Source organism: Streptomyces sp. AHU1 (assembly GCF_045343905.1).
Taxonomy (GTDB): domain Bacteria; phylum Actinomycetota; class Actinomycetes; order Streptomycetales; family Streptomycetaceae; genus Streptomyces; species Streptomyces triticiradicis.
Window position 1 is genome coordinate 4907778 of sequence record NZ_CP174283.1, and the last position, 13031, is coordinate 4920808.

Annotated in this window: 6 protein-coding genes and 1 tRNA gene; 6 read left to right on the top strand and 1 reads right to left on the bottom strand. The window is 72.1% G+C overall.

The window, feature by feature from the left end; genetic code table 11:
* Positions 1 to 170: 170 nt before the first annotated feature.
* The 5 genes from topA (at position 171) to ACICHK_RS21960 (ending at position 9962) form a co-directional block, all read left to right on the top strand.
* Positions 171 to 2987 carry a type I DNA topoisomerase gene (gene topA / locus ACICHK_RS21940; protein ID WP_406838239.1) on the top strand — a complete coding sequence of 939 codons (2817 nt, stop codon included), beginning with the start codon at positions 171 to 173 and terminating at the stop codon, positions 2985 to 2987.
* Between the two features lie 113 nt (positions 2988 to 3100).
* Complete coding sequence (gene tmk, locus ACICHK_RS21945; protein ID WP_406838240.1) at positions 3101 to 6451, top strand: dTMP kinase; 3351 nt, start codon at positions 3101 to 3103, stop codon at positions 6449 to 6451.
* 338 nt (positions 6452 to 6789) lie between these two features.
* The gene (locus ACICHK_RS21950; RefSeq protein WP_406838241.1) at positions 6790 to 7995 is read left to right on the top strand and encodes a DNA polymerase III subunit delta'; all 1206 of its coding nucleotides are present in this window, start codon (positions 6790 to 6792) and stop codon (positions 7993 to 7995) included.
* A 174-nt stretch (positions 7996 to 8169) separates the two neighbouring features.
* Complete coding sequence (locus tag ACICHK_RS21955; RefSeq protein ID WP_406838242.1) at positions 8170 to 9777, top strand: alpha/beta hydrolase; 1608 nt, start codon at positions 8170 to 8172, stop codon at positions 9775 to 9777.
* Between the two features lie 108 nt (positions 9778 to 9885).
* A tRNA-Thr gene (locus ACICHK_RS21960) sits at positions 9886 to 9962 on the top strand.
* A 73-nt stretch (positions 9963 to 10035) separates the two neighbouring features.
* Here ACICHK_RS21960 and ACICHK_RS21965 read toward each other — a convergent pair.
* The gene (locus ACICHK_RS21965) at positions 10036 to 11598 is read right to left on the bottom strand and encodes an APC family permease (protein WP_151472526.1); all 1563 of its coding nucleotides are present in this window, start codon (positions 11596 to 11598) and stop codon (positions 10036 to 10038) included.
* Positions 11599 to 11978: 380 nt separating this feature from the next.
* On the opposite strand from ACICHK_RS21965, the gene ACICHK_RS21970 reads away from it, so the two are divergent.
* Positions 11979 to 12893, top strand: coding sequence for a glycosyltransferase family 2 protein (locus ACICHK_RS21970; RefSeq protein WP_151472527.1), 915 nt, complete (start codon positions 11979 to 11981; stop codon positions 12891 to 12893).
* Positions 12894 to 13031 lie beyond the last annotated feature (138 nt).

A 13031-nucleotide genomic window follows, 5' to 3' on the forward strand; every position in this document is an offset into this window, starting at 1 on the left:
GGCGGCAGGAATGGCGGTAGTCGGGTTACCGTTCGAGTGGCCGTTGCGGGCTTTTCCCGTTTGACACGGGGGCGGGATGTACCGTCACACTCCGCAGCGTCAGCATGACCCGATCCCCCGGGATTCAAGCCCCCGGGGAGATTCCGCGTCGACCGGAGAGAAGAGCGAAGTTGTCCCCGACCAGCGACACCGCACACGGCGGCCGCCGACTCGTCATCGTCGAGTCGCCTGCCAAGGCGAAGACGATCAAGGGCTACCTCGGCCCCGGCTATGTCGTCGAAGCGAGCGTCGGGCACATTCGCGACCTCCCCAACGGCGCCGCCGAGGTGCCGGAGAAGTACACCGGCGAGGTCCGCCGCCTCGGTGTGGACGTCGAACACGACTTCCAGCCGATCTATGTGGTCAACGCCGATAAGAAGGCCCAGGTCAAGAAGCTCAAGGACCTGCTGAAGGATTCCGACGAACTCTTCCTCGCCACCGATGAGGACCGCGAGGGCGAGGCCATCGCGTGGCACCTCCTGGAGGTCCTGAAGCCCAAGGTGCCCGTCCACCGGATGGTCTTCCACGAGATCACCAAGGACGCGATCCGCAGCGCCGTCGCCAACCCGCGCGAGCTCAACAAGCGCATGGTCGACGCGCAGGAGACCCGCCGCATCCTCGACCGCCTCTACGGCTACGAGGTCTCGCCGGTCCTGTGGAAGAAGGTCATGCCGCGTCTGTCGGCGGGCCGCGTCCAGTCCGTGGCGACCCGGCTCGTCGTCGAGCGGGAGCGCGAGCGCATCGCCTTCCGGTCCGCCGAGTACTGGGACCTGACCGGCACCTTCGGCACCGGCCGCACCGGTGACGCGAGCGACCCGTCCAGCCTCGTCGCCCGTCTGACCTCGGTCGACGGCAAGCGCGTCGCCCAGGGCCGTGACTTCGACTCGCTCGGCCAGATCAAGAGCGCGAACACGCTCCACCTGGACGAGACGAACGCCCGCACGCTCGCCGCCGCACTCCAGGACACGGACTTCGCCGTCCGCTCGGTCGAGTCCAAGCCCTACCGCCGCTCGCCGTACGCGCCGTTCCGCACGACGACGCTCCAGCAGGAGGCCTCGCGCAAGCTCGGCTTCGGTGCGAAGGCGACCATGCAGGTGGCGCAGAAGCTGTACGAGAACGGCTTCATCACCTATATGCGTACGGACTCCACGACCCTGTCGGACACGGCCGTCGTCGCCGCCCGCGCCCAGGTCACCCAGCTGTACGGCGCCGACTACCTGCCGGCGCAGCCGCGTACGTACGCCGGGAAGGTCAAGAACGCGCAGGAGGCGCACGAGGCGATCCGCCCCTCGGGCGACCGCTTCCGCACCCCCGCCGAGACGGGACTGACCGGCGACCAGTTCAAGCTGTACGAGCTGATCTGGAAGCGGACCGTCGCCTCTCAGATGAAGGACGCGGTCGGCAACTCCGTCACCGTGAAGATCGCCGGCACCTCCGCCGACGGCCGGGACGCCGAGTTCAGCGCGTCCGGCAAGACGATCACTTTCCACGGCTTCCTGAAGGCGTACGTCGAGGGCGCGGACGACCCGAACGCCGAGCTCGACGACCGTGAGCGCCGGCTCCCGCAGGTCGCCGAGGGCGACCCGCTGTCCGCCGAGGAGATCACGGTCGACGGCCACGCCACCAAGCCGCCGGCCCGCTACACCGAGGCCTCCCTGGTCAAGGAGCTCGAGGAGCGCGAGATCGGCCGCCCGTCGACGTACGCGTCGATCATCGGCACGATCCTCGACCGCGGTTACGTCTTCAAGAAGGGGACGGCCCTGGTGCCCTCCTTCCTGTCGTTCGCCGTGGTCAACCTTCTGGAGAAGCACTTCGGGCGGCTCGTCGACTACGACTTCACGGCCAAGATGGAGGACGACCTCGACCGCATCGCCCGCGGTGAGGCGCAGGCCGTGCCGTGGCTCAGGCGCTTCTACTTCGGCGAGGGTGAGGTGACCGGCGCCGCCGACGCGGGCAACGGCGACGGCGACCACCTGGGCGGCCTCAAGGAGCTCGTCACCGACCTGGGCGCCATCGACGCCCGTGAGGTGTCGTCCTTCCCCGTGGGCAACGACATCGTGCTCCGCGTGGGCCGCTACGGTCCGTACGTCGAGCGCGGGGAGAAGGACGCCGAGAACCACCAGCGCGCCGACGTCCCCGAGGACCTGGCCCCGGACGAGCTGACGCTCGACCTCGCCGAGGAGCTGCTCGCCAAGCCGAGCGGTGACTTCGAGCTGGGCGCCGACCCGCAGACGGGTCACCAGATCGTCGCCAAGGCCGGCCGCTACGGCCCCTACGTCACCGAGGTGCTCCCCGAGGGCACCCCGAAGACCGGCAAGAACGCCGTCAAGCCGCGCACCGCCTCGCTCTTCAAGACGATGTCGCTCGACACGGTGACCCTGGAGGACGCGCTCCGGCTCATGTCGCTGCCGCGCGTCGTCGGCGCGGACGCCGAGGGCGTCGAGATCACCGCGCAGAACGGCCGCTACGGCCCGTACCTGAAGAAGGGCACCGACTCGCGGTCGCTGACCACCGAGGACCAGCTCTTCACCATCACGCTGGAAGAGGCGCTGGCGATCTACTCCCAGCCCAAGCAGCGGGGCCGCGCGGCCGCCAAGCCGCCGCTGAAGGAGCTGGGCACCGACCCGGTCAGCGAGAGGCCGGTCGTGGTCAAGGACGGCCGCTTCGGGCCGTACGTGACCGACGGCGAGACCAACGCGACCCTGCGCTCCGGCGACAGCGTCGAGGACATCACGCCGGAGCGCGGCTACGAGCTCCTCGCCGAGAAGCGCGCCAAGGGCCCGGCCAAGAAGACCGCGAAGAAGACGGCCGCGAAGAAGGCGCCCGCCAAGAAGGCACCGGCCAAGAAGACCGTCGCCAAGAAGACGACGGCTTCGAAGACGGCGGCCGCGAAGAAGGCGCCCGCGAAGAAGACCGCCGCGAAGAAGACGGCGTCCTCGGAAGGCTGAGCCACCCGCCGGCCCCTGTCGCAGAGCGGAAGCCCCTACACCATTTGGTGTGGGGGCGTCCGTTTGTTCGGGCACCCCTTCGGGGAGTCAGCGGGTCCGGATAGGCTGGCAGGATGACGCGAGCCGAGCAGCCAACGGCCCACAACTGGGCCCCCGACGAAGCCCTGGTCGCGGATTCGCGCGAGCGTGCCGTCCGCGCACTGTTGCGTCAACCGCAGCTGAAACGGTTGTGGAGCGCACATCTCGTGGGAGGTGTCGCGGACGCGCTGGCCCTGCTCGTCCTGGTCATGCTCGTCCTCCAGGCGGCGGTCTCCGAGGGCTCCTTCGGAGGCGGCGCCCGCGGGGCCGCCCTCGCCGTGTCGGCCGTCTTCGGGGCGCGCGTCCTCGCGACGCTGCTCTTCGGAGCCGTGCTCCTGGGGCCCCTGACGTCACTCACCTCCCCCGACGGCCCCCTCGACCGGCGCTGGACCATGCTGGGGGCCGACGGCCTGCGGGCCGCGCTCCTCATTGTCGCGCCGCTGTTCATCGACTGGACCCCGGACAACGCGCCCGCCGTGCTCCTGGTCATCGTCTTCGTGTCCGGAGTCGCCGAGCGGTTCTGGACGGTGTGCCGGGAGAGCGCGGCGCCCGCGCTGCTGCCCGCGCCGCCCCTGGAGGGTGCCGCCGTGCGCCCGCTGCCGGACCACATGGACGCGCTGCGACGGCTGTCCCTGCGCACCGGGTTCGTCGCGCTGCCGCTCGCGGCCCTCACCCTGGTCGTCGTCTCCCTCGTCAGCAACATGCTGGGAGCCGGGATCGACTGGTTCCACCTGCACCAGGCGGCGCTCGCCTCGTACGTAGCGGCCGGACTGTTCGCGGCCTCCCTGTCGGTGATCACTTTCCTCGAACTGCCCGACGCCCGCACCCCGCGCGCGCGGTCGCCGCTCGAAGGACTGCGCCGCCCGAAGACGGGCACCGCCGGTGACAAGGGCCGCACCGGCGCGATCCCGCTCCTGGTACCGGCCTGCGCGGCCGTCGCCGGGGCGATCTCGGCCGCCGTCGCCGTCTCCGTGCTGGACGCCATCGACCTGGGCGGCGGCCCGGTGACGTACGGGCTGCTGGTGCTCGCCCTGACCGGCGGCGTCGTCGCCGGCATCCGTACGGCCCCCTCTCTGCTCCCGTCGCTGTCGCGGCGCAGGCTGCTCGCGCTCGCGATCGCCTTCACCGGGATCGCGCTGCTGGCCGCCGGTCTCGTCCCGGACGTCACCACCGTGCTGCTGATCGTCGCCTTCGCCGGTTTCGGCGCGGGTGTCGCCGCCAACACCGGGCACGCGCTGCTCGACCAGGAGACCGAGGACTTCCGGCGGGTCCGCACGACCGAGCACCTCCACGCGGTCGTACGGGTCTTCGTGGCGGTCGGCGCGATCGTGGCGCCGCTGGTGGCCGCCGCGATCGGCCCGCACCGTCTGGAGAACGGCAAGTTCGTGTTCGCGCACGGCGGCGCCGCCTTCACCCTGATGCTGGTCGGCGCGCTCCTGCTGCCCGTCGCCGCCCTGGTGCTCGCCAAGGTGGACGACCGTTCCGGCGTGCCGCTGCGCAAGGACCTGCTGGACGCGCTGCGCGGCGGCGACGACCCGGCGCAGGTGCCCGCGACGAGCGGCTTCTTCATCGCCCTGGAGGGCGGCGACGGGGCCGGCAAGTCCACCCAGGCGCAGGCCCTCGCCGACTGGATCCGCGCCAAGGGCCACGAGGTCGTGGTGACCCGTGAGCCGGGCGCCACGCCGGTAGGCAAGCGGCTGCGATCGATCCTCCTCGACGTGTCCTCCGCGGGCCTCTCGCACCGCGCCGAGGCCCTGCTGTACGCCGCCGACCGCGCGGAGCACGTCGACACGGTCGTCCGTCCCGCGCTGGAGCGGGGCGCCATCGTCATCTCCGACCGCTACATCGACTCGTCCGTGGCCTACCAGGGCGCCGGGCGCGACCTGTCGCCCACGGAGATCGCCCGCATCAACCGGTGGGCGACGAACGGGCTCGTACCGCATCTGACCGTTCTGCTGGACGTGTCTCCGGAAGCCGCCCGCGAGCGGTTCACCGAGGCGCCCGACCGGCTGGAGTCGGAGCCGCTCGAGTTCCACGCGCGCGTGCGGTCCGGTTTCCTGACGCTCGCCGCCGCCGACCCGGGCCGTTACCTGGTGGTCGACGCCGCGCAGGAGCCCGAGGCCGTCACCACGGTCGTACGGCACCGGCTCGACGTCATGCTGCCCCTCTCCGAGGCCGAGGTGAAGGCCCAGGAGGAGGCCCGGCGCAAGGCCGAGGAGGAAGCCCGGCGCAAGGCCGAGGAGGAGGCCGCCCGCAAGGCGGAGGAGGAGCGCCTGGAGCGCGAGCGCCAGGAGCAGCTCGCGAAACTGCGCGCCGAGGAGGAGGAGCGCAAGCGGCGCGAGCTGGAAGAGGCCCAGCGGCGCGAGGCCGAGCGCCAGGCGGAGGAGGCCCGGCAGCGCGCCGAGGAGGCCCGCCGCCGCGCCGAGGAGGAGCGGCTCCGCCTTCTCGCCGAGGAAGAGGCCCGCGCCGCGGAGCAGGAGCGGGCCCGCAGGCAGGCCGAGGAGGAGGCGCGGCTGCGCGCCGAGGCCGAGGCGCGCCGTCTGGAGAAGCAGCGCAAGGCCGAGGAGGCGTTGCTGCGGGCGGAGGAGGCCCGTCGGATCGCGGCGGAGGCCGCCGCCGCCTCGGCGGCCGCGGCGGCTTCGGCCGAGGCCGTGGTGTCGGGCGCCGGGACGGCCCCGAGGGCCGAGGGCCCGAAGGGGGCGGAGCCCGGTGCCGGGACGGCACGTGACGCCGGTGAGGCTTCGGCGGCCTCGGTGTCCCCGTCCTCGTCGGCGCCCTCACCGTCCGCCTCCCGTTCCGCCTCCACGCCTTCGTGGGCCGTGGCGGCTTCCGTGTCCGACAACGAGACGACGGTGCCCACGCCCGTCGTCACCGATCCGGCGGCGGTCGACGAGACCGCCGTGCTCCCTCCCGTACGGCCGGACGGGGGCCGCTCGGGCAAGCGCGTGGGATCCCGCTCCGACGTCGAGGACACGGCCACGCTGCCGAAGCCGCCGGTCCCGGGCGGGGCGGCGGACGAGACGGCGGTGCTGCCGCCCGTCTCCCCGGGCCCGGGTGCGGCCGACGAGACGGCCGTCCTTCCTCCGGTACGGGGCAGGGACGCGGGGACCGCCGACGGACCGTCCGGCGACCCCACGGACCGGATGCCCCGGGGCTTCTTCCGCGACGAGCGGCCGGCGGGGTCCGAGGGTCCCTCCGACCGCACGCGGGAACTGCCGCAGGTGGACGAGACGGGCGCGCCGCGCCGCAGGCCCCGCCCCGACTGGGCCGAGGAGACCCCGCTGGACGACCTTCCGACCCTGGCGGACGAACTGCTGGGCCCGCGCGGGGACGAGGACGACTGGGACGAGGGCCGCGAGCAGGGCCGCGGCGGGCGGCGACGCTAGTCGGGCCGAGGCCTGAGGGCTTGAGGGCCGAGGGCAGAAGACCGAGGCCCTGGGCCGGGCCGTCGAACCGGTGGGTGCCGGGCTGCGCCGGATGAAGCCCGGCGGCCGAGGGCCGGACTCGGGCCGGGCCCGGCCCCGGCCCACTGGGGCTGGTGCCCGGCGGGCCGTGGTCCACGGGCGACGGCCCGGTCCGGGTCCGGCTTCGGACCGCCGGGCCAGGCCCGCCCAGGCCCACCCGGCCCGGTTTCGGGCCGGTTGACCGGTCGGGTGTGCCCGCTGTCAGTGGCGACCCGCACAATGGACGACGCGAGACAAAGCACGACGGAAGGGCGGAGCCCATGCCTGTGTGGGACGACCTGGTGGGACAGGAGAAGGTGGGCGAGCAGCTCGCCGCCGCTGCCCGGGACGCCGACGCCCTCGTCACGGCGGCCGCCGCGAACGCCCCGCTCCCCGAGGCGTCCAAGATGACGCACGCCTGGCTGTTCACCGGGCCGCCCGGCTCCGGCCGTTCCACGGCGGCGCGTTCGTTCGCGGCCGCGCTGCAGTGCGTGAGCCCCGACCGCGCGCTCGGCGGGATCCCCGGCTGCGGGTTCTGCGACGGCTGTCACACGAGCCTGGTCGGCACCCACGCCGATGTGGAGATCGTCCGCACCGATCTGCTCTCCATCGGTGTCAAGGAGACCCGGGACCTGGTCCGTCGCGCCCAGCTGTCCCCCGCCGGGGGCCGCTGGCAGGTCATCGTCCTGGAGGACGCGGACCGTCTCACGGAAGGCGCGGGCAACGTCCTGCTCAAGGCCGTCGAGGAGCCCGCTCCCCGCACGGTCTGGCTCCTGTGCGCCCCCTCCATCGAGGACGTGCTGCCCACCATCCGCTCCCGCTGCCGGCTGCTCACGCTGCGCACCCCTCCGGTGGAGGCCGTCGCCGACATCCTCGTGCGCCGTGACGGCATCGAGCCCGACGTCGCGGCGGCCGCCGCGCGCGCGACGCAGGGTCACATCGGGCGGGCCCGTCGCCTGGCGACGGACCCGAGCGCACGTCAGCGCCGCGCCGCCGTCCTCAAGCTCCCGCTGCGGATCGATGACGTCGGAGGCTGCCTCAAGGCCGCCCAGGAGCTGATCGACACGGCGTCGGAGGACGCGAAACAGCTCGCCGAGGAAGTCGACGTCAAGGAGACCGAGGAGCTGAAGGCGGCGCTCGGCGCGGCCCAGGGCGGCCGGATGCCGCGGGGCACGGCGGGCGTCATGAAGGAGCTGGAGGACCGGCAGAAGCGCCGGAGAACGCGTACGCAGCGCGACAGCCTGGATCTGGCCCTGATCGACCTCACCGGTTTCTACCGCGATGTGCTCGCCCTTCAGCTCGGCTCCCGCCTGGCCATCGCCAACGCGGAGGCGGAGGACGTGCTGGAGCGGCTGGCCCGCGGCAGCTCGCCGGAGTCGACCCTGCGCCGTATCGACGCGATCGCCGCGTGCCGCGAGGCACTCGACCGCAACGTCGCTCCGCTGCTGGCGGTGGAGGCGATGACGATGGCGCTCCGGGCGGGCTGACCCCGGCCGGTCGTCCCCTCGCGCCCGCCCCTGGCGGTGGCGGCCGTCCGGTGGCGGGACCCGGCCGGCCCGGCCGCGGGCGGCACGTCCGGGAGCGGGTTGACCGGGTCACTCGTACGAGCCGCTTACGCGACTGAAGGTGATCGAATGATCGCGCAAGGTTACGCTCGCGGGATGCACATGAGGCGCACCCCACGGCAGGCCCGACCCCTCCGAGCGGGCGGCGCCCTGCTGGCCGCCGTGGCGCTGCTCGTCTCCGCCTGCTCCTCGGAAAGCCCTTCGGGAGGCTCCTCCGGGAGTTCCACGAGGACGGCCGCGCCGACCGGGGCGGCGCTCACCCCGCTGCCGCGCGACACACCGTCGGCGCTGGCGCCGTACTACGGGCAGAAGCTGAACTGGCGCAGCTGCGGTGTCCCCGGCTTCGAGTGCGCCACGATGAAGGCACCGCTCGACTACGACAAGCCCGGCTCGGGCGACGTCAGGCTGGCGGTCTCCCGCGCGAAGGCCACGGGACCGGGCAAGCGGCTCGGTTCGCTGCTGGTCAACCCGGGAGGACCGGGCGGTTCGGCGGTCAACTATCTCCAGTCGTACGCGGGCATCGGCTATCCGGCGGAGGTCCGGGCCCGCTACGACATGGTCGCGGTCGACCCGCGGGGAGTGGCCCGCAGCGAACCGGTCGAATGCCTCAACGGCCGGGCGATGGACGCGTACACGCAGACGGACACCACGCCGGACGACGGCCGGGAGACGGATCAGCTCGTCGAGGCCTTCAAGAAGTTCGCCGAGGGCTGCGGGGCGCACTCGCCCGATGTGCTGAGGCACGTCTCCACCGTCGAGGCGGCCCGTGACATGGACATCCTGCGGGCGGTGCTCGGCGACGAGAAGCTGACGTACGTGGGGGCGTCCTACGGGACGTTCCTGGGGGCGACGTACGCGGGCCTCTACCCGGACCGGGTGGGCCGGCTCGTCCTGGACGGCGCGCTGGACCCGTCCCTGGACGCGCGCAGGCTGAACAAGGAGCAGACGGCGGGGTTCGAGACGGCGTTCCAGTCCTTCGCGAAGGACTGCGTGCGGCACAGCGACTGTCCGCTCGGCGACGCGGGCACGAGCCCGGACCAGGTGGGCAGGAACCTGAAGGCGTTCTTCCGGCAGCTGGACAAGAAGCCGATCCCGGCGGGCGACCCGGACGGCCGCAAGCTCGGGGAGGCGCTCGCGACGACCGGGGTGATCACGGCGATGTACGACGAGTCGTCCTGGCCGCAGCTGCGTGACGCGCTCACCTCCGCGATGAGGAGGAACGACGGCGCGGGTCTGCTCGCCCTCTCCGACAGCTACTACGAGCGGGACGCCGACGGGCAGTACGCGAACCTGATGTCCGCCAACGCCGCCGTGAACTGCCTCGACCTGCCCCCCGCCTTCTCCGGCCCGGACCAGGTGGAGCGGTCCCTCCCCGCTTTCGAGAAGGCGTCCCCCGTCTTCGGCGAGGGCCTGGCCTGGGCCTCGCTCAACTGCGCGTACTGGCCCGTCGGGAACACCGGCGAGCCCCGCCGCATCGAGGCGAAGGGCGCGGCGCCGATCCTCGTCGTCGGCACCACCCGCGACCCGGCGACCCCGTACCCCTGGGCCCGGTCCCTCGCCTCCCAGCTCTCCTCCGGCACCCTCCTCACCTACGTCGGCGACGGCCACACCGCTTACGGACGCGGCAGCGCCTGCATCGACTCCGCGATCGATCGCTACCTCCTCCAGGGCGTCCCTCCCGAGAAGGGAAAGCGCTGCTCATAGCCCTGCCGACCACCTGCGGAGCACCCGCCCGGGGGCGTGTACGGAGCACTCCCAGAAACTGTGTAGACTTACCGACGTTGCTGATCGCACCATAAGTGCGGACAGCGCGCCGCCTTAGCTCAGATGGCCAGAGCAACGCACTCGTAATGCGTAGGTCTCGGGTTCGAATCCCGAAGGCGGCTCCATCGGAACCCCAGGTCAGATGTCTCTGACCTGGGGTTTTCTCGTTCGTTCGGAATGCCTCGGGGCGTGAGCGGATCAGTGGCTCGTCCGGTCGTGGGACGAGACCGGGATCGTCTCCTTGTGGAAGTACGACGGGCGGAACGCGCTGTACAGGAACATCAGGACGGCTCCGAGGAGGAGGGCGCCGACACCGGTGACGAAGACGCCGCCGAGCTGCCGGTGCGGCGGGAACGGCAGGGTCCACGAGGTGCTGCCGTAGTCGGCGGCGGCGTACACGAAGCAGGCGTTGACGAAGAAGTAGAGCAGCAGCAGACCGCCGAGGCCCGGCATGATGCCGCGCGTCCACAGGTCGCGCGTGCTGCGGGTGAGGACCTTGCGGTAGTACCAGACGCAGGCGAAGCCCGTGAGTCCGTAGTAGAAGGCGATCATCAGGCCGACCGAGCCGATGGAGTCGGCCAGGACGTTCTCGCTCACCCGGGTCAGCATCACGTAGAAGACGATCGAGGCCAGGCCCATGCCCACGGTGGACCAGGTGGGGGTGAGGAACCGGGGGTGGATGCGGGCGAAGCGCTGCGGGATGGCCTTGAAGGCGGCCATGGACAGGGTGGTGCGGGCCGTGGGGAGGATCGTCGTCTGGGTGGAGGCCGCCGCCGAGGTGAGGACCATGACGATCAGGAGTTTGGTGGCGACCGTGCCCCAGCCCCCCGTGCCGAAGACCTCGGCGCCGAGGCTGGAGAGGACGTCTCCGGAGTTGTCCGGGTTCCCCAGGCCGATGCCCTTGTCGCCGACCCCGGCGAACGCCTGCGCGGACGTGGTGACCATGACGTAGACGAGCAGCAGGACGACGGTCGAGATGACGGCCGCGCGGCCGGGCGTGCGGTCGCGGTCGACGGTCTCCTCGTTCACGGACACCGCGGTGTCCCAGCCCCAGTAGATGAACACTCCGGCGAGGATGCTCTTGGTCAGGTCGTCGAACGAGTCGATCTCGAAGGGGTTGAACCACGACCACGACAGCTCCGAGGAGACGCTCGGCGCCGTGCCCCCGTACACCTTGACCAGTGCGGTGACCGACAGCAGGAGCAGCACCGCGACCTCGATGGTGAGCAGCGCCTTCTGCAGGTTGGCCGAGAGCTCGATGCCGATGTAGCAGATCAGGGTCATCACGGCGATCCACAGGACGCCGACGAAGGTGACCCAGAAGGTGTCCTGCGCCAGCCCGTCCGCGCCGACGAGCTGGAAGCCGTACGCGCCGGCGATCTGGGCCAGGTTGGCCATGACGATGATGTCGGCCGCGACGATGCCCCAGCCGCCCAGCCAGCCGGTCCGGGGGCCGAAGGCCCGCGCCGCCCAGGTGAACGTGGTGCCGCAGTCGGGGTCCGCCCGGTTCAGTTCCTTGTAGCCGTAGGCGATGAGGAACATCGGGACGAACGAGAGGACGACCACGATCGGCGACTGGAAGCCCACGATGCCCACGATGACGCCGAGGGTGGCCGCGAGGCTGTAGGCGGGGGCGGTGGAGGCCAGCCCGATCACCGTGCTGGAGAACAGGCTCAGGGCGCCGCTCTTGAGGCCCTTGTCCGTGGCCCCGGGTCCCAGTGGGGGCAGCGGCGCGGGCGGCGGGACGGATGGTGAGCTCATGGCGCCCTCCGGAACCTGGTGGCGTCCGTCGGCGGTGGACCGGGCGCCCGCTGTCCCCGGCCCGGGAGACCGCGCGCGTCCCCGGTGGTCACCGGGGACGCCCAGGGGCGCCGGGCCGCTCCCACCAGCATGAACCCGCTCCTCGGCAACCGGTAGTCGAGTCGACCGGTGGTCGGGCCGACCGGTGGTCGGGCCCCGTCCCCGGCGGCGGGGACGGGCCGGTCACGGCCGGAATCAGTCCGCCGCCAGGAGAAGCGACGCTCCCTGTCGTGGGCGTATGGGCTGATATAGGTATGTACGTACGACGGACACGGCGGAGTACGTCAGGGGGAATCCCGGTGAACGACTAGCATCGCGGCACAGTCGTCGGCCGGGATGGGGTGGGTGTCGTGTCGCAGGTGGAGGAGGGGCCACGGATCGCCGTTGCCGTGGTGACCATGGGCAACCGGCCCGTCGAGGTCGACGCGCTGCTCACCTCCGTGGCCAAGCAGGACGTCGCGCCCACCCGGATCGTGATCGTCGGCAACGGCTGCCCGCTGCCCGAGTTCGCCGAACGCCTCGGTCTGCCGGGCGAGGTGACCACCATCGAGGTGGACGACAACCTCGGCTGCCCCGGCGGCCGGAACGTGGGCCTGAGCCGGCTCCGTGAGTTCGGGGACGTGGACGTGGTCGTCGAACTCGACGACGACGGGCTCCTCGTCGACGCCGACGTGCTGCGCAAGGTGCGTGATCTGTACGCCGCCCGGCCGCGGCTCGGCATCGTCGGATTCCGCATCGCCGACGAGAACGGGGAGACGCAGCGCCGCCACGTACCGAGGGTCGGGGCCAAGGACCCGATGCGCGGCGGACCGGTCACCGGCTTCCTCGGGGGCGGCCACGCGCTGTCCATGCCGATGCTCGCCGAGACCGGGGACTGGCCCGCCGAGTTCTTCTTCGCGCACGAGGAGACCGACCTCGCCTGGCGGGCGATCGACGCGGGCTGGACCGTGCTGTACGAGCCCGGACTGCTCCTCCAGCACCCCAAGACCTCACCCGCCCGGCACGCCATCTACTACCGCGTGACCGCCCGCAACCGGGTCTGGCTCACCCGTCGTCGGCTGCCCCTGGCGCTGATCCCCGTGCACCTGGGTGTCTGGATCGTGCTCACGCTGCTGCGGACGCGGTCGGTCGGCGGGCTGAGGGCCTGGTTCGGCGGATTCGCGGAGGGGCTGCGGCGCTCCGGAGGGGAACGGCGCCCGATGCGGTGGCGGACGGTCTGGCGGCTCACCCGTCTCGGCCGCCCGCCGGTCATCTGAGCCCTGCCCCCGGCTCTGCGCATCGCTCCTGCACCGCGGTCCTCCGCGGGATCCCGCCACGGGAATCCCGCGGAGGGTCTGTGTGTGGTGGGGTGGGGGATTTCGTACGGAGATCGCGTGTAGAGATCGCGTGCGGGG

Coding starts and splice junctions, on each gene's coding strand:
- ACICHK_RS21965 (WP_151472526.1), bottom strand. CDS start 11,598: ATGAGCTCACCATCCGTCCCGCCGCCCGCGCCGCTGCCCCCACTGGGA.
- tmk (WP_406838240.1), top strand. CDS start 3,101: ATGACGCGAGCCGAGCAGCCAACGGCCCACAACTGGGCCCCCGACGAA.
- ACICHK_RS21950 (WP_406838241.1), top strand. CDS start 6,790: ATGCCTGTGTGGGACGACCTGGTGGGACAGGAGAAGGTGGGCGAGCAG.
- ACICHK_RS21955 (WP_406838242.1), top strand. CDS start 8,170: ATGCACATGAGGCGCACCCCACGGCAGGCCCGACCCCTCCGAGCGGGC.